Raw genomic sequence first — 17,535 nt, forward strand, 5'->3', positions numbered from 1 at the left:
TTTAGAGGTCCTTTGGGTCGAGCGGCTTCAGCAGCCACTTCAGCGAGATGTCGTTCAACGATCCGTCCCGCAGCATCCGCGCGATCTCCTGGTTCAGGACCTGCTTCAGCTGGGGCTCGCCCTTGTTGAGGGCGATGTGGTCCGGCGAGCTCAACAGCTCGAATTTCTGCTCGGGCTCTATGGCGGGGTGGCGCGCCAGTACCGAGGCGCCGACGTCGTTGCCGACGGCCATGAGCTGCACCTGGCCCGACAGGAAGGCCGCGATCACGCCGTTGTAGTTGTCGAACCGCTTGACGTCCGCCGTCGGCGGGGCGGCGGCAGTCAGCGACGTGTCCTCAAGCGTTCCGCGGTTCACCGCGATCGACTTGCCCGCGAGGTCGGCCGGCCCCTTGACCTGCAGCGATTTCGGCCCGAGCACGGCGATATAGTACGGGGCGTAGGCATCGGTGAAGTCGATGACCTTCTCGCGCTCGGGGCTGTGGCCGACGCTGAGCAGGATGTCCACGCGATGCTCGGTCAAATAGGGGATGCGGTTCTGCCCGGTGACGCCGACGAGCTTGAGCCTGACGCCGAGATCCTTCGCGATGGCGTTCGCCACGTCGATGTCATATCCGTGCAGGCTCATGTCCGAGCCGACAGAGGCGAAGGGCGGGAAGTCCTCGAAGACGCCGACCGCGATCACGCCAGCCTTCTTGATGTCGGCGAGCGCATCGGCCCGGGCCGGGGCGGTCGCCGCAGCGCAGCACAACAGCATCGCGGCCGTGAGGACGGCGCGGAGTGGCATCGGGACCTTCATCGTTGCCTCCTTTCCAATTGTTGCGGGCCGGACTTCAAGGACGGGGATCGGCGGACCAGAGCGGGACGCCATCGTCTGCATTGATGCTGGCGACGGTGATCGCGCTGGGACTGCGGCCGGGAAGGTCGGGCAGGCATCGTGGCCACGGTCGGGATCAGGCCGCGATCCGTCTCGAACCCCAGCCAGCCGCCATCAGATGCGGCAGGACCCGTGCGCCGGGGCCGTCGCGCAGCCGACGGCGCGTAACGTTCGACCACCTGGAGGCCTCCTTGGCCGCGTGGGAGTCCGTCCCTCTCCAGCACGGCCGCAGGGCAGTGCGATCCCGGACCACGCCGCAAGGTATAGCGGGCCCGCGGCAGCCGATCTCAACGCCGTGGCATCAAATAATGGTTTGGCGTGGCGCGGTGGCGGAGCCCGCTCGTGGTGGCGACCGGCAGGACGGAGGCTACGGCCGCCCCGATGCCTCACGGCCTCCGGCGCCCTAACCCAGCTCGATATCGTCCTCGACCACATGGCTGAGGTTCACCGCATCAATCTGGAGCGTCATCCTGGCGCGCAGTTTCGTGCCGGCCTGGATGTGCCCGGCCTTCTCCGCCTCGCGGACGGCGTTCTCCATCTCGCGCTGCGACGTGACGCCGACGACCTTGAGGAATTTGCGGACTGACATGTTGAACTTGTCTTCGTCCATGCCGGCTTTCTCCCTGAATTGGCGCTGCAGGAGGCTCTGAACGACCTGAAGGCGCGCAGAAGCCGCCGCCCTGGTCGCCGTCAGCCCCGATGCTACCCGCCGGCGCCCCTCGGGGCCATAGCGGGGCCCGCCTTCCGGTCGAATCAGGGGCTTGGCTGATCGTCGCGATCCCACGATATGATCGGAGCCGAGGAGTCGCCAGGAGTAACCATGAACAATAATATCGTCGCCCAACTGCAACGTTCCCGCCATCCCGGGTCCGGCGTTGCCCGTGCCAGGCCAACGCCGAAGGGGCGATTCGTCGATCCCCGGGCACGCGAGGAGATCGAGACGCTGTTGGGCGACAGGCCGCGCCGGCCCGACCTTCTGGTGGAACATCTTCACCTCGTTCAGGACACGTACGGACAGATATCCGCCGCCCATCTCGCCGCACTGGCGGATCTCATGCGCCTCGCCTTCGCCGAGGTCTACGAGGTCGCGACGTTCTATGCGCATTTCGATGTGGTGAAGGAAGGCGACGCGCCGATGCCGCCGCTGACCGTCCGTGTCTGCGACAGCATCGTCTGCGCGATGCACGGATCCGAAAGCCTCCTGGCGGATCTCCAGGACCGGCTCGGCGCGGATGTGCGCGTCATCCGCGCGCCCTGCGTCGGCCTCTGCGACCAGGCTCCGGCCGTGGAAGTTGGCCACCACTTCGTGCACCACGCCGAAGTGGACAACGTCACGCAAGCGGTGCACGGCGGCCGCACGCATCCGGAGATCCCGGCCTATATCGATAACGATGCCTATGTCGCGAGCGGCGGCTACAGCCTGCTTCAGCGGATACGTTCCGGCGCGCTGCCGGTGGAGGCGGTGCTGCAAGCGCTCGAAAGCGGCGGACTGCGCGGTCTCGGCGGCGCCGGCTTTCCGACCGGGCGAAAATGGCGATCGGTTCTCGGCCAGCCCGGCCCCCGCCTCATGGCGGTGAACGCCGACGAAGGCGAGCCTGGCACCTTCAAGGACCGCCATTTCCTCTACAGCGATCCGCATCGTGCCCTCGAAGGCATGCTGATCGGCGCCCATGTCGTCGATGCCTCGGACGTCTATATCTACCTGCGCGACGAATACCCCATCGGCCACGCGATCCTGCGGCAGGAGATCGCGAAGCTGCCGCCGGGCGGCCCACGCATCCATTTGCGCCGCGGCGGCGGCGCCTATATCTGCGGCGAGGAATCCGCCATGCTGGAAAGCATCGAGGGCAAGCGTGGCCTGCCGCGGCAGAAACCGCCCTACCCGTTCCAGGCAGGACTGTTCGGCCGCCCGACCTTGATCAACAACGTCGAGACGCTGTTCTGGGTGCGTGACATCCTGGAGAACGGACCGGCCTGGTGGGCGAGCGAAGGACGCCACGGAGCGAAGGGCCTGCGCAGCTATTCGGTATCCGGCCGCGTCCGCGAGCCAGGCGTGAAGATCGCGCCCGCCGGCGTCACCGCCCGGGAGCTGATCGAGGAATTCTGCGGCGGCATGCAGGATGGGCATCGCTTCGCGGCCTATCTGCCCGGGGGCGCGTCCGGCGGCATCCTGCCCGCCTCCATGGCAGACATTCCGCTTGATTTCGGCACACTGGAAAAGCACGGCTGCCTGATCGGATCCGCGGCTGTCGTGGTCCTGTCCGACCAGGACGATGTGAAAGAGGCAGCGCGCAACCTGATGCGCTTCTTTGAGGACGAGAGCTGCGGCCAATGCACGCCATGCCGCGTCGGCACGCAGAAGGCGCGGATGCTGATGGAACAGTCGGTATGGGATCGCGCACTGCTCGGCGAACTTTCCGAGGTCATGCGCGACGCCTCGATTTGCGGGCTCGGCCAGGCGGCGCCCAATCCGGTGGACTGCGTGATCCGATACTTCCCCGAGGTCTTTGCAACCGAGAGGGCTCCGGCATGAGCAACGCCATCCTGTTCGAGCTCGATGGGCAGCCGGTCGAGGCCGAGCCCAGCGAGACGATCTGGCAGGTCGCCCACCGCCTTGGCACCGAGATCCCGCATCTCTGCCACGCGCCGGAGCCCGGCTACCGTCCGGATGGGAATTGCCGCGCCTGCATGGTGGAGATCGACGGCGAACGCGTGCTCGCCCCTTCCTGCACCCGCGCGCCCGTCGCCGGCATGAAGGTGCGCAGCGCCACCGAACGGGCCCGCAAGGCGCGCAGGATGGTAATGGAGCTGCTGGTTGCGGATCAGCCTGCGCGGCAGACATCGCACGATCCCACGTCAAGGTTCTGGGCCTGGGCGGACCGGCAGGGGGTGACCGACAGCCGCTTCCCGCACACCGACCGCTGGGCGCCCGATCCGAGCCACCCCGCGATGCGCGTCAACCTGGACGCGTGCATCCAGTGCAACCTGTGCGTCCGCGCCTGCCGCGAGGTGCAGGTGAACGACGTGATCGGCATGGCGCAGCGCGGCGCGCGCGCCAAGATCGTGTTCGACTTCGATGATCCGATGGGCAGCTCCACATGCGTCGGCTGCGGCGAATGCGTGCAGGCCTGCCCGACCGGCGCGCTCATGCCCGCCGCCTATCTGGACGACCGTCAGACGCGTGTCGCCTGGCCGGACCGGATGGTCGACAGTCTGTGCCCCTATTGTGGGGTCGGCTGCCAGGTGCGCTACCATGTCAAGGACGAGCAGGTGGTCTATGCCGAAGGGCGCGATGGCCCGGCCAACCAGCAGCGCCTTTGCGTCAAGGGGCGTTTCGGCTTCGACTACATCCATCACCCGCACCGGCTGCTGAAGCCGCTGATCCGCAAGGACGGCGTGCCCAAGCACGCGGCGGACATGGTGGACCCGGCAAATCCCTTCACGCATTTCCGCGAGGCGACGTGGGACGAGGCCCTGGACCGCGCGGCTGACGGGCTGAAGCGGATCCGCGACGCGCACGGCCCCGCGGGGCTTGCCGGCTTCGGCTGCGCCAAGGGCTCGAACGAAGAGGCCTACCTGTTCCAGAAGCTGGTGCGAACCGGCTTCGGCTCCAACAACGTCGACCACTGCACGCGACTTTGCCACGCCTCGTCCGTTGCAGCGCTGGTCGAGGGGCTGAATTCCGGCGCGGTCACGGCACCCGTTTCCGCCGCGCTCGACGCCGACGTGATCCTGGTGGTGGGTGCCAACCCGACGGTCAATCACCCCGTCGCGGCCACATTCATCAAGAACGCAGTGAAGCAGAACGGCGCGAAGCTGGTCGTGATCGACCCGCGCCACCAGTCGCTGTCGCGCCACGCGCTGCACCACCTGGCATTCAAGCCCGGAACCGATGTGGCGCTGCTCAACGCGCTGCTGCACACGATCATCGAGGAAGGACTGACCGACGAGCAGTACATCGCCGCCTGGACCGAGGACTTCGACCAACTGAAGCAGCGGGTGAAGGATTTCCCGCCGGAGCGGATGGCGGAAGTTTGCGGCATCCCGGCGCAAACGCTGCGGGAGGTGGCGCGGCTCTATGCGCGCGCCCGATCCGCAATCATTTTCTGGGGCATGGGCATCAGCCAGCACGTGCACGGCACGGACAACGCGCGCTGCCTGATCGCACTGGCGCTGATCACCGGCCACATCGGACGCCCGGGCACCGGCCTGCATCCTCTGCGCGGGCAGAACAACGTGCAGGGCGCATCGGATGCCGGGCTGGTCCCGATGTTCTACCCCGACTACCAGCGCGTGACGGACGTGGCCGTGCGCCAGGCTTTCGAAAAGCGCTGGCACATGCCACTTGATCCCGAGGCGGGCCTGACCGTCGTGGAGATCATGCAGGCGATTCACGCCGGCACGATCCGCGGAATGTACATCGAGGGCGAGAATCCCGCGATGTCCGATCCTGATCTGCATCACGCGCGCCAGGCGCTTGCGCGTCTTGAACACCTCGTCGTGCAGGATCTGTTCCTCACGGAAACCGCCTTCTACGCGGATGTGGTGCTGCCAGCCTCGGCATTCGCCGAAAAGACGGGCACCTTCACCAACACGGATCGTCGTGTGCAACTCGCGCGCCCCGTGATCGCATCGCCCGGTGAGGCACGGCAGGACTGGTGGATCATCCAGGAGATCGCCCGCCGCATCGGGCTCGATTGGCGCTATACGGGGCCGGCGGACATCTTCGCCGAGATGGCTGCCGCCATGCCCTCGTTCAACAACATCACCTGGGACCGGCTGGAACGCGAGGGCGCCGTGACCTACCCGGTGGATGCGCCGGACAGGCCAGGCAACGAGATCCTCTTCTCCGCCGGATTCCCGACGAAGACCGGCCGTGGGAAGATCGTGCCCGCCAATGTCCTGCCGCCAGACGAGGTGCCGGATGCCCGCTACCCCATGGTGCTTTCGACCGGACGGGTGCTGGAGCACTGGCACACCGGCGCCATGACCCGCCGCGCCGGCGTTCTGGACGCGATCGAGCCGGAAGCGATCGCGCTCATGTCTCCCCGCGACCTGTCGCGGATGGGGTTGGAACCCGGTGCCACGGTTCGCCTTGACACCCGCCGGGGCGCCGTCGAGACCCGGGTGCGGGTGGACCGCGACGTGCCGGACGGCATGGTGTTCATGCCCTTCTGCTACGCGGAGGCGGCCGCCAACCTGCTCACCAATCCGGCTCTCGACCCATGGGGCAAGATCCCGGAGTTCAAGGTCTGCGCCGTGCGGGTCACCCCGGCCGGGTGACCCACGGATTCACGGCCGCGCGACCGGGCGGGAACGGCTCCGCGGTGGTGCGCTGCCCGGGGGCGGCGGGATGCCGGCGTTCGCGCGGAAAATACAGGCGCCGGCCCCAGCCTCAATTCCCTTGATCCGCTCATGCGATGAGCCAATTGCACCATCGATGCGCTTTCCCGGACCCAAAGCTCGAACAGAAAGACAACTTGGCGGGACCGGCGTAGCTGTGTAGAGTTCGGTACTGCAACTCGCTGAAGTTGGCGGGCGTCGGGTGGGACTTGTGTCACCTCTGGCGTCGCGACTGCTCAGGCGAGCGACGGCGGCGACACGACCAGGACGGGTATGATGTCAGCCATCGATGCAAGGATGAGCCGCGCGTACCAAGGTGTCCGCAGGATCTGTCCGGCGGCGGTGAGCGAGGGCGCGGCTGCAGCACCGAGTCCTCTCGGTGGAAACCGGATGGCCTCCTGCCCGAGAGCCGGTCCGAAACCCGATTGCGCAACCTCTCGATCAGTCAAAATAACATACGATATTTATTCTTCCTTCAACCACATACCCGGCCGCCTTTACTTCGGAGGCGAATGAAGGATGGTTATCGCCCTTATCTTCGCATTGATCGTAATATTCTCGATTCTCTTTCATTTCTTGAGCCCGTGGTGGTTCACGCCGATCGCTTCAAATTGGCGTTACATCGACGACACCATCATCATCACGTTCTGGATCACAGGAGTGGTGTTCACCGCCGTCGTTCTGTTCATGTCCTATTGCGTCTACCGCTTCCGTCACCAGGAAGGCCGGCAGGCGGCCTACGAGCCGGAGAACAGGAAGCTGGAGTGGTGGCTTGCCATCGTGACCGCGTTTGGCGTCGCGGCCATGCTGACCCCGGGCCTGTTCGTATGGAGCCAATTCGTCACAGTCCCACGCGAAGCCACGGAGTTCGAGGTCGTGGGTCAGCAATGGCAATGGAGCTTCCGCTTGCCGGGCAAGGAGGGCCAACTCGGCACGTCCGACGCCCGGTTTGTCAGCCCCGACAACCCTTTGGGCTTGAATCCGGACGACCCCAGCGGGCAGGACAATATCGTCATCATCGGCGATGACTTGCACCTGCCGGTTGGCAAGCCGGTCAAGGTGTTGCTCCGCTCGATAGACGTTGTACACGATTTCTACGTGCCCGAGTTCCGCGCCAAGATGGATCTGATGCCGGGCCTGGTGACCCATTTCTGGTTCACCCCTACGAGAACAGGAACATTCGAGATTCTCTGTGCCGGATTCTGCGGCATCGGGCACCCGCAGATGCGCGGGAATGTCGTGGTCGACAACGAAGCGGACTACCAGGCGTGGCTGCAGAAGCAGCAGACCTTCGCGCAGCTATCGGCCCCTAAGAAGCAGTAGCTCCGGCCCTGGGTCTGGGGGGCGCGTCGCAGCAGGTGAGGATCTGCACGATGAGCCTCGAACGCATCGAGCCTCATCAGAACGTAGCGAGGAGGGATTTCTGATGACCGACGTCACCGTTCGTGCAGACGACGCAATCCCCGCCGCGGAAGTCGAGGACGTCGAGCTTTACCATCCGAAGAGCTGGGTGACGAAATACGTCTACTGCCAGGACGCCAAAGTCATCGCGATCCAGTACTCCCTCACCGCTATGGCGATCGGGTTGGTCGCCCTGGTGTTGTCGTGGTTGATGCGGCTGCAACTGGCGTTTCCCGGCAGCTTCTCGTTCATTGCCCCGACCGACTACTACCAGTTCATCACCATGCACGGCATGATCATGGTGATCTACCTGCTCACGGCGCTGTTCCTCGGCGGCTTCGGCAACTACCTCATCCCGCTGATGGTGGGCGCCCGTGACATGGTGTTCCCCTATGTGAACATGCTGAGCTACTGGATCTACCTGCTCGCGGTGCTGGTCCTGGTGGCGAGCTTCTTCGCGCCGGGCGGGCCGACCGGCGCCGGCTGGACCCTGTATCCGCCCCAGGCCATCCTCTCCGGCACCCCGGGACGGGATTGGGGCATCATCCTGATGCTCGCTTCCCTGATCCTGTTCATCATCGGCTTCACCATGGGCGGGTTGAACTACGTGGTGACGGTGCTGCAGGCCCGCACGCGGGGGATGACGCTGATGCGCATGCCGCTGACGGTATGGGGGATCTTCACCGCCACCGTCATGGCGCTGCTGGCCTTCCCGGCCCTGTTCGCCGCCTGCGTGATGATGCTGTTCGACAGGCTTCTGGGGACTAGCTTCTTCATGCCGAGCGTCGTCGAGCTTGGGTCATATCTGCAATACGGCGGCGGCAGCCCGATCTTGTGGCAGCATCTGTTCTGGTTCTTCGGCCATCCCGAGGTCTACATCGTCGCCTTGCCGGCCTTCGGCATCGTCTCCGACCTGATCAGCACGCATGCGCGAAAGAACATCTTCGGCTATCGCATGATGGTGTGGGCGATCGTCGCCATCGGCGCGCTCAGCTTCGTCGTATGGGCGCACCACATGTATGTCAGCGGCATGGACCCGAATTTCGGATTCTTCTTTGCCACCACAACGCTCATCATCGCCGTGCCGACCGCGATCAAGGTCTATAATTGGGTACTGACCCTCTGGCGTGGTGACATTCACCTGACTGTCCCGATGCTGTTCGCCCTCGGCTTCATCGTGACATTCGTGAACGGTGGGCTCACCGGCCTGTTCCTCGGCAACGTCGTCGTCGATGTCCCGCTTTCGGCCACCATGTTCGTCGTCGCCCACTTCCACATGGTGATGGGTGTGGCGCCCCTGCTCGTGATTTTCGGAGGAATCTACCACTGGTACCCGAAGATCACGGGGCGCATGCTGAACGATCGGTTGGGCAAGTTCCATTTCTGGATCACGTTCCTCGGCGCCTACGCGATCTTCTTTCCGATGCACTATCTGGGCCTGCTGGGCGTGCCGCGCCGGTATTACGAGCTGGGTGAGATGGCGTTCATTCCACCGTCGGCGGCGACCCTGAACATCTTCATCACCGCGGCCGCCCTGACCGTGGGCGCCGCCCAGCTGGTGTTCTTCTTCAACCTGGCGTGGAGCCTGTTCCGTGGCAAACTTGCCGGCAGCAACCCATGGCATGCCACCACGCTGGAGTGGCAGACACCCCAGACCCCGCCGGCGCACGGCAACTGGGGCAAGGAACTGCCGATTGTCTATCGCTGGGCCTACGACTACAGCGTGCCCGGCGCCGCCCAGGACTTCGTGCCGCAGAACCAGCCTGCGGCTACGGGAGCGGCGGCGTGAGCGCCATATTGATTTTCCTGGCTGTCATCGCGGGCATCGTCTTCTGGTGGCTGTCGCAGCAAAGGCTGATGGCGAAACCCTGGCTTGAGGAGGGCCCTACTGGCGGCTTCCCCGCGACGGCCCCCTCTTCGCTGCCGGCAGCGAAGATCGGATTGGGGGTGTTCCTGGCCGTCGTCGGCTCCCTCTTCTCGCTGTTGATCAGCGCCTATTTCATGCGCCTGAGCATCGCGCAATTGACCAGGACGGACACGGGGCTTCTCCCCACGCCGAATCTGCTATGGCTCAACACGGGCGTACTGGTCTTGAGCAGTGTCGCGCTGCACTGGGCACAGGTCGCCGCCCGCCGTGGCGAGATGGACAACGTACGGGCCGGCCTGCTGCTCGGCGGCGTGTCTGCCTTCACGTTCCTGGCAGGCCAGCTCATGGTCTGGCAGCAGTTGAGCGCCGCGGGCTATTTCCTGGCAAGCAACCCGGCCAACTCCTTCTTCTACCTGATCACCGGCGTGCACGGCCTGCACGTCGCCGGCGGCTTGGTGGCGCTGGGCAGGACCGGCGCCAAGGCCTGGCGCGGGATCGCGGCCGTCCGACTGCGCCTCAGCGTGGAGCTGTGCGCCATGTACTGGCACTTCCTGCTCCTGGTCTGGTTGATTCTGTTCAGCCTTCTGACGGGATGGGCGGGCGATTTCGTCGACGTCTGCCGCGCATTGCTGACCTAAGACGAGGACCCACAGCACATGGCAGAACCAGCGCTGACAAATACGGGAGAAGCCCTCACGCGGCCTGCAGGCTGGCAACAGATCGCCGCCGATTGGTCCTCGGACCAGCGCGCGTTCAAGAATGTGTCGTGGGGGAAGGTCATGATGTGGATCTTCCTGCTGAGCGACACGTTCATCTTCAGCTGCTTCCTGCTGTCATACATGACAGTGCGGATGTCCACGACCGTGCCGTGGCCAAACCCCAGTGAAGTCTTCGCCCTGACGATCGGCGGCAAGTCCATTCCGCTCATCCTGATCGCCATCATGACCTTCATCCTGATCAGCAGCAGCGGGACGATGGCGATGGCGGTGAACTTCGGCTATCGCCGCGACCGCGCCAGAACCGCTGCCCTGATGCTCGCGACCGCGGCATTCGGCGCAACGTTCGTGGGAATGCAGGCATTCGAGTGGACGAAGCTGATCACCGAAGGCGTCCGGCCCTGGGGCAACCCATGGGGTGCCGTTCAGTTCGGCTCGTCTTTCTTCATGATCACGGGTTTCCACGGCACGCACGTGACCATCGGCGTTATTTTCCTGATCATCATGGCGCGGAAGGTCTGGCGCGGCGATTTCGACCAGGAAAGGCGAGGCTTTTTCACCAGCAGGAAAGGAAACTACGAGGTCGTCGAGATCATGGGCCTTTATTGGCACTTCGTCGATCTCGTGTGGGTGTTCATCTTCGCGCTTTTCTATCTCTGGTGAGGGCGGGACATGGCACAGGCAAGCGTGCACGTCGCAGGACAGCAACACCCGATCAAGCTTTACCTCGTCGTCTGGGGGTGGCTTTTCGTCCTGAGCACATGTTCCTATCTCGTCGATTACTTCGACATTCATGGCTACCTCAGGTGGTTTCTCATCCTCCTGTTCATGGTCCTCAAGGCCGGATTGATCGTCGCCGTGTTCATGCACATGGCGTGGGAACGCCTGGCCCTCATGTATGCCATCCTGGTTCCGCCGGTGCTGGTATTGGTGTTCGTGGGCATCATGGTGTTCGAATCCGACTACACGCACGTCACCCGGCTGACCTTCTTCGGCATGGGCCCGTAGCGACGCGCGACGTCAGGCACAACCGCCCTGCGCGGGCAGGCTGAGGATCACCGCGAAGCCCTCGTCGGACCGGCTGCGAAAGCTCAGCGAGCCACGATGCGCGCGCATCACCTCCTCGGCGATCGCCAGGCCAAGGCCGGCGCCCAGGCGGTCGTCGGCGCGGCCGTGGAAAGCCTGCCGCACATGGTGCCAGCGCCCAGGCGGGATGCCCGGCCCGTCGTCGAGCACCTCGATGCTGGCCATTCCGTCCCGGCACAGCACGCTGAGTGTGACCGTCCGGCGCGCGCCGTGGCGCAGGGCGTTGTGGACGACGTTCGACAGCGCCTCTCGCAGGCTGACACGATCGCCGGCGGCGATCACCGGCCCTTCGGGTGCGTCGAAAGCAAGCACGATCGCGCCGGCGAGCGGCGCCAACGCCAGCAGGACCTGGCGGGAGAGGTCGACGATGTCGACCGGCTCGAACCGCACCACGCCGGCGCGATGGACCACCATGGCGTGGTCGAACAATTGCGCGGCCAGCCGTCCGAGTTGCGCCGCACGGTCCTGCACCCGTACGAGATATTGCCGACGTGCCTCCTCGGTCGGGGCGACGGCCATCAGGTCGAGTTGTGCGGCCAATGCGGCCAGCGGCGTGCGGACCTGGTGAGCGGCGTCGCCGATGAGGCGCTGCATCTGCCGCACATGTGCGTCCAATCGCGCCATGAAGGCGTTGATGGATGCCAGCAGCGTGTGGATTTCCGGCGGCGCCTCCAGCTCCAGCGGCCGCAGGTCCTGCGGGTCGCGCGCCGCGATCGCCTTCTCGACGCGCGCCAAGGGGATCAGCGCCAGCTTCACCGCGATCAGCGTGGCCCCGAGCCCGAGCACGCTCATGCCCAGGATCCCCACCATCGCCTTGCCCGTCAGGCTTTCCGCCAGCGCCTCGCGGGCGCGGAGGGTCTGCGCCAGCGTGACGCTGGCCCAGCCGCCCTGGATCAGCCGGAACGTGGTCGCGGCGCGGTAGGCATGGTGCATCAGCTCCACATCGCCCAGCACCGTCGCGGCGTGCGGCCCGCCGGGCGAGGGAAGATCCGGATTGCCGGCGACGACGACGCCGCGCGCGTCCACCACCTTGTAGGCAACCAGATCACGCGCCGACAGGCCGGCGATCACCGCGATCGGTGGCTCGACCGTCAGCACCCCGCCCTGCACGTACATGTTCTCGGCGATCTGCGCGGCGCCCGACACCAGCAGCGCATCATGCGCCTGGTCCGCCGTCAGCCGCGCGTAGTACCAGGCCGCGGTGGCAAAGCCGCCGGCGACCAGCGCGAATACCACGGACATCAGCAGGACGATGCGGGCGTGCAGCGAACGGGTCGGCATCAGCGCGTCACGATCTGGTAGCCGAGGCCGCGCAACGTCCGGATCTCGGCCGTCGAGGCGGCCAGCTTGCGGCGCAGCCGGGCGACGTATTGCTCGACCGCGTTGGCGCTGGCGGCGTCCTCCAGCCCGAACAGCCGGTCCACCAGCTGCTCCTTCGGCACGATGCGCCCCGGCCGGCTGGCCAGCGCCTCCAGCACCGCGAACTCCCGCCGCGTCAGCTCGACTGGCGTTCCGGCAACGGTGACGGTACGCCCTTCCATGTCGATGGTGATGTCGCCGCAGACGACCTGATTGGTCGCATTGCCGCTGCCGCGGCGTAACAGGGCGCGCACCCGCGCCTCCAGCTCACGGAAGTCGAAGGGCTTGGTCAGGTAGTCGTCGGCGCCCAGATCGAGCGCCGTCACCCGGTCGTCCACCTGCGAGCGAGCGGTCAGCATCAGCACCGGGGTCGTGGCGCGGCGGTGCCGCAGCCGGCGCAGGATCTGCATGCCGTCCACACGGCCCGGCAGCATCACGTCGAGGATGACGAGGTCGTAGCCCTGCAGCTCCAGCCGCTCCAGCGCCGGCGGGCCGTCGCGTTCCCAGTCGACCATGTGGCCAAGCCGGCCCAGCCGCGCCAAGACGGCCTCGCCGATGTCCTTGGTGTCCTCGACCAGCAGGACGCGCATGCCTCGACCCCGTGCTGCGGGAGGGGAACAAAAATTCGTGCAGGATGTCAGCCTGGTGACAGCTTCACAGGATAGAGACGCTGCCAAGGCCGCGCCAGTGATCGGCGCAAACGGACAACAGGAGGGAGGACGGATGGCCGAAGCCAGCCCGGGCGTGACGTCGCCCTTGCTGCGGGTCCAGGGCGTGACACTGCAGTACAAGACCACGGACTATGTCGTCACCGCCACCCATCGCGTCGATTTCGATGTCTACCCGTCGGACCGCTATGTGCTGCTCGGCCCCTCCGGCTGCGGCAAATCGACGCTGCTGAAGGCGATCGGCGGATACCTGACGCCGTCCGAGGGCAGCATCAGCCTGAAGGGGCGCCCGGTGCGCGCGCCTGGACCCGACCGGATGATGGTGTTCCAGGAATTCGACCAGCTCCTGCCATGGAAGACAGTGCAGGAGAATGTCACCTTCGCGCTCACCGCGTCCGGGAAGCTAGGGGCGGCCGAAGCCCGCGACCGTGCAGGTTATTATATCGAGAAGGTCGGGCTGCAGAAATTCGCCGGCAACTACCCGCACATGCTGTCCGGCGGCATGAAGCAGCGCGTCGCCATCGCCCGCGGCATGGCGATGGAGCCCGATGTCCTGCTCATGGACGAGCCTTACGCGGCACTCGACGCCCTCACCCGCCGCCGCATGCAGGAGGAATTGCTCACCCTGTGGGACGACACGCGCTTCACCGTGCTGTTCGTGACCCATTCCATCGAGGAAGCGATCCGTATCGGCACCCGCATCCTGCTGCTGTCGCCGCATCCCGGCCAGGTCAAGGCGGAGCTGAACAGCATCCCGCCCGAGGCGTTGGGCACCGCCGCCCAGGCGGAGCTGGAGACGCGCATCAACGACATGCTGTTCACGCATTGATGGAGCCCGCCCCATGACCACGATGCTGAACGCCTCCCCGACGGCCGCACGGCCGGAGATCATCCGCGAACCCACACGCGCAGGCACCGGCGCGATCCAGACGCCGATCTCCGCCTGGGAATCGGTCTACCGCATCGGCTTCCTGCGCAAGGGATTCATCCTCCTGGTGCTGGCGCTGATCTGGGAGGTGTACGGCCGCTGGCTCGACAATCCGCTGCTGTTCCCGGCCTTTTCCGAGACCGCCGGCGCATTGGTCGCCAACATCCTCAATGGCGTCATCCCCGAGCGTGCGGCGATATCGCTCCGCACGCTCGCCATCGGCTACACGATCGGCGTGTCGCTCGCCGCTCTTCTGACCATCGTCGCCATCGGCTCGCGCATCGGCACCGACCTGCTGGAAACGCTGACCGCCATGTTCAATCCGCTGCCGGCGATCGCGTTGCTGCCGCTCGCGTTGATCTGGTTCGGTCTCGGCACCGGCAGCGTCGTGTTCGTGCTGGTGCATTCGGTGCTCTGGGCCACCGCATTGAACACGCATGCGGGGTTCCGTTCCGTCTCCAATACGCTGCGCATGGTCGGGATGAACTATGGCCTGCGCAATTTCGGCCTGGTGTGGCACATCCTCGTCCCCGCCGCCTTCCCCAGCATCCTGACCGGCCTGAAGGTCGGCTGGGCCTTTGCCTGGCGCACGCTGATCGCGGCGGAGCTGGTGTTCGGCGTGTCGTCCGGCTCCGGCGGCCTCGGCTGGTTCATCTTCGAGAACCGCAACCAGCTGGAGACGGCGAACGTCTTCGCCGGCCTGTTCTTCGTCATCCTCATCGGCCTGTTCGTGGAGAACGTCATCTTCGCGACTGTCGAGAAGCGCACGATCCGGCGCTGGGGCATGCAGCACTGAATTTCCGACGGGAGAGAAGATCCATGAAACGACGTCACCTTATCGGCACGACCGCCGCACTCGGCATGGCCGGCGCCCTCGGCTTCAACATCCGCCCGGCGCGTGCCGAGGTGAGCAAGCTGCGCATCTCGCACGGCTACGGCATCCTGTATCTGCCGCTGATCGTCATGCGCGACCAGAAGATGCTGGAGCGCCAGGCCGAGAAAGCGGGCCTCGGCAGTATCGAGGTCACCTGGCAGACCCTGGACGGCGGCAACGTCATCAACGACGCGATGCTGGCCGGCTCGCTCGACATCGCCGGCACCGGCTCGCCGGGCTTCGTGACATTGTGGGCCAAGGCGCGCGGCATTCCGAAGGCCGAGATCATCGGTGTTTCGGGCATGAGCACCTGCGCCCTGGTGCTGAACGCCAACCGGCCGCACCTGAAGGCGCTGGCGGACTTCACGGCCAGCGACAAGATTGCGCTGCCGGGCATCAAGACCTCGCTCGCCGCGGTGGTGCTGCAGATGCTGGTGGCGAAGCAGTTCGGCCAGGCGAACTATGCGCGGCTGGATCCGATGACCGTCGGCATCCCGCACCCCGAGGCGGCGCAGGCGCTGATCAGCGGCAAGACCGAGATCGCGGCGCATTTCGCATCGCCGCCCTTCTCGATCATCGAGCTGGCAAGCCCCAACATCCACAAGGTGATCGCCGCAAGCGACGTGCTCGGCGATTCGACGCTGGACGTGATCTTCGCGCCGAAGCGCTTCGTGGACGCCAATCCGCGCATGATGGGGGCGTTCCTCGCCGCACAGGACGAGGCCAACGCCTTCATCGCGAAAGACCCGCTGGCCGCCGCGCAGGCCTTCAACCGGATCACCCGCACCACGGCGACCGACCAGGACGTCGTGAAGATGATCACCGACCCCGATACCCACTTCTCCGCCACCCCGCACGGCGTGATGGAATATGCCCGCTTCATGCATGCAGTGGGCTCGATCCGCGCGAAGCCGGATGGGTGGAAGGATCTGTTCATGCCGGAACTGCACGACCGCCAGGGCTCCTGAACCGCCATCGGCCAGATCATCTTCGCCGGCCTGATGAAGCTGCCTGGCGAACCCGTCGGGAGGCGACGCTTGAAGGGCGAATCCGCGTTCTTCAAGCGAGGCTCTCTCCTCCGGCTCCGCCTGATGCACCAGTGCAGACGCATGCGCGTGATTGAACGCCTGCGGTCCCGAGAATGCGGCCTGCCGCCTTCGTCAGCCGATTTGCCCGACGGCATCGGGTTTGATCCGATCCATGCCGGTCGCTCGAGCCATCGGACGCTCGCAGCAACGTTTCATCAGCTTATCCCTTCTCTGGATTCTTACCGCGACCTTCCTACATTCAGTGGGCATTCGGTCCTCGGCGATCTTCAGGAGCAGTCGCAATGGACGATGAGCTCGCTACGGTCGCGATCTTTGTGGTGCCGTTGGTGATCGGTGTCGTGGGCGGCCTTCTTGGCTGGTACGCCCGTCAGTATGCGGCGAAACATCGGAAGGCCATTCGCAAAAGGCACGAGGTCTCCGCTCCGCATATGTGAGGTTGCGTAGCTTTTCTGCGCCCGATCTCGCTTTTTTCGACCAGCGATGATGCTTTGCCAGCCACCGCAAGGACCTTGAACATCGCTCGTCCGGCCAAAAGCCGGCCCCAGGGCGCCCGTTCATTGCCCGTAGGGACGCGAGGAATCACCAGCAAGGTCCTGCCACATGCCAGGCAGGAGCGGCAGGATCAGGACGCCAATTTTTCGAAGCAGCCGCCCTTGAGGAGCGGGTCGTTCCTGTCATCGACCCATCTCTGAGAAAACCGCGTACATGCGTCCATCGTCGTGAACGATGGGCGTTCACCATCGGGAATTGGCGTACAAGTGTGTCCGTCATCATCTGCCGCGTTGCAGCGGAACCCCCGGAAATCGAAGACGTGACCGGGGATTTCCGTAGCCGCCTTTGCACCCGGCGTGGACGCTGCCGGCACGCCGTACGACAGGCCAATTCCGATCACCACTCCGGCGAGGAGAGGAGCATAGCTGAACAATGCAGCACGAGTCTTGTTCATTCTTGTGGCATCCATCCCCAGACACAGACAGTGAGTTCTTAACGGAACTTTAACTCAAGTCAATGCCACAAAAACAGGGAATTATCTAATTTTTATTACTTTGCGCCCGCTGCCGCCTGAAATTCATGGAATGCCCATCGTCCCTTGATGCCGCGGCGGTGATCTTGCGCGACCGAAAATTGCGACTTCGGTTGACCAGAGCAGATAAAATCGTCGACCTGAAAATAAAGGCGGGCCGATACCGACGTCATAGGAGGCTGTTGGATCAAGTCACTACTTATATAGACATGGCGAATATTTGGACCATCTGGCAGCGCCGCATTGCCGCCGCCCTGGGGCGTCTCGGTTGGGAGGGCGAATGAGCGAACGACACTCCGCCCACCTGGGCGACATCCAATCCAGAATCCCCCTGATTCACCCGACT

16 protein-coding genes are annotated in these 17,535 nt (G+C 65.0%); 11 read left to right on the forward strand and 5 right to left on the reverse strand.

The annotated features are described in order from the left end of the window. Window position 1: 1 nt before the first annotated feature. Window positions 2–796: a transporter substrate-binding domain-containing protein gene (locus OL599_RS13915; protein WP_264714398.1), complete on the reverse strand. Its 795-nt coding sequence runs from the start codon at window positions 794–796 to the stop codon at window positions 2–4. A gap of 481 nt (window positions 797–1,277) precedes the next feature. Beyond that, window positions 1,278–1,736, reverse strand: a complete 459-nt coding sequence (locus OL599_RS26060; RefSeq protein WP_347403207.1) for a DUF6494 family protein — start codon at window positions 1,734–1,736, stop codon at window positions 1,278–1,280. Here OL599_RS26060 and OL599_RS13925 point away from each other — a divergent pair. From OL599_RS13925 to OL599_RS13955, 7 genes are all read left to right on the forward strand, one after another. Then, a complete protein-coding gene (locus OL599_RS13925) occupies window positions 1,695–3,407 on the forward strand; it encodes an NAD(P)H-dependent oxidoreductase subunit E (protein ID WP_264714400.1) in 1,713 nt (570 codons plus the stop codon). The genes OL599_RS26060 and OL599_RS13925 overlap by 42 nt on opposite strands. After that, window positions 3,404–6,157 (forward strand): formate dehydrogenase subunit alpha, encoded by a 2,754-nt coding sequence (gene fdhF, locus OL599_RS13930; RefSeq protein WP_264714401.1) that lies wholly within the window; start codon window positions 3,404–3,406, stop codon window positions 6,155–6,157. Before OL599_RS13925 ends, fdhF begins: the two co-directional genes overlap by 4 nt. A gap of 579 nt (window positions 6,158–6,736) precedes the next feature. Beyond that, window positions 6,737–7,540 carry a cytochrome c oxidase subunit II gene (locus tag OL599_RS13935; RefSeq protein WP_264714402.1) on the forward strand — a complete coding sequence of 268 codons (804 nt, stop codon included), beginning with the start codon at window positions 6,737–6,739 and terminating at the stop codon, window positions 7,538–7,540. 103 nt (window positions 7,541–7,643) lie between these two features. Next, on the forward strand, window positions 7,644–9,407 hold the full coding sequence (locus tag OL599_RS13940; protein WP_264714403.1) for a cytochrome c oxidase subunit I: 1,764 nt from the start codon (window positions 7,644–7,646) through the stop codon (window positions 9,405–9,407). Then, window positions 9,404–10,123, forward strand: a complete 720-nt coding sequence (locus OL599_RS13945) for a cytochrome c oxidase subunit 3 (RefSeq protein WP_264714404.1) — start codon at window positions 9,404–9,406, stop codon at window positions 10,121–10,123. The genes OL599_RS13940 and OL599_RS13945 overlap by 4 nt, the downstream gene beginning before the upstream one ends. 18 nt (window positions 10,124–10,141) lie before the next feature. Beyond that, on the forward strand, window positions 10,142–10,864 hold the full coding sequence (locus tag OL599_RS13950) for a heme-copper oxidase subunit III family protein (RefSeq protein ID WP_264714405.1): 723 nt from the start codon (window positions 10,142–10,144) through the stop codon (window positions 10,862–10,864). A gap of 9 nt (window positions 10,865–10,873) precedes the next feature. Then, window positions 10,874–11,209: a cytochrome C oxidase subunit IV family protein gene (locus OL599_RS13955; RefSeq protein WP_264714406.1), complete on the forward strand. Its 336-nt coding sequence runs from the start codon at window positions 10,874–10,876 to the stop codon at window positions 11,207–11,209. A 12-nt stretch (window positions 11,210–11,221) separates the two neighbouring features. Here OL599_RS13955 and OL599_RS13960 read toward each other — a convergent pair whose 3' ends face one another. Together OL599_RS13960 and OL599_RS13965 are read right to left on the reverse strand one after the other, a co-directional pair. Beyond that, on the reverse strand, window positions 11,222–12,568 hold the full coding sequence (locus OL599_RS13960) for a sensor histidine kinase (protein WP_264714407.1): 1,347 nt from the start codon (window positions 12,566–12,568) through the stop codon (window positions 11,222–11,224). Further along, a complete protein-coding gene (locus OL599_RS13965; protein ID WP_264714408.1) occupies window positions 12,568–13,236 on the reverse strand; it encodes a response regulator transcription factor in 669 nt (222 codons plus the stop codon). Before OL599_RS13965 ends, OL599_RS13960 begins: the two co-directional genes overlap by 1 nt. A 133-nt stretch (window positions 13,237–13,369) precedes the next feature. Between OL599_RS13965 and OL599_RS13970 the strand changes: the two genes are divergently transcribed. The 4 genes from OL599_RS13970 (at window position 13,370) to OL599_RS13985 (ending at window position 16,599) form a co-directional block, all read left to right on the forward strand. After that, window positions 13,370–14,143, forward strand: a complete 774-nt coding sequence (locus tag OL599_RS13970; RefSeq protein ID WP_264714409.1) for an ABC transporter ATP-binding protein — start codon at window positions 13,370–13,372, stop codon at window positions 14,141–14,143. A gap of 13 nt (window positions 14,144–14,156) precedes the next feature. Beyond that, window positions 14,157–15,038: an ABC transporter permease gene (locus OL599_RS13975; RefSeq protein ID WP_264714410.1), complete on the forward strand. Its 882-nt coding sequence runs from the start codon at window positions 14,157–14,159 to the stop codon at window positions 15,036–15,038. Window positions 15,039–15,061: 23 nt separating this feature from the next. Next, a complete protein-coding gene (locus tag OL599_RS13980) occupies window positions 15,062–16,084 on the forward strand; it encodes an ABC transporter substrate-binding protein (RefSeq protein ID WP_264714411.1) in 1,023 nt (340 codons plus the stop codon). Window positions 16,085–16,446: 362 nt separating this feature from the next. Beyond that, window positions 16,447–16,599: a hypothetical protein gene (locus tag OL599_RS13985; protein ID WP_264714412.1), complete on the forward strand. Its 153-nt coding sequence runs from the start codon at window positions 16,447–16,449 to the stop codon at window positions 16,597–16,599. Between the two features lie 188 nt (window positions 16,600–16,787). Here OL599_RS13985 and OL599_RS13990 read toward each other — a convergent pair whose 3' ends face one another. After that, on the reverse strand, window positions 16,788–17,111 hold the full coding sequence (locus tag OL599_RS13990) for a hypothetical protein (protein WP_264714413.1): 324 nt from the start codon (window positions 17,109–17,111) through the stop codon (window positions 16,788–16,790). Window positions 17,112–17,535: the final 424 nt, after the last annotated feature.

This window comes from Limobrevibacterium gyesilva (genome assembly GCF_025989185.1).
Classification (GTDB): domain Bacteria; phylum Pseudomonadota; class Alphaproteobacteria; order Acetobacterales; family Acetobacteraceae; genus Limobrevibacterium; species Limobrevibacterium gyesilva.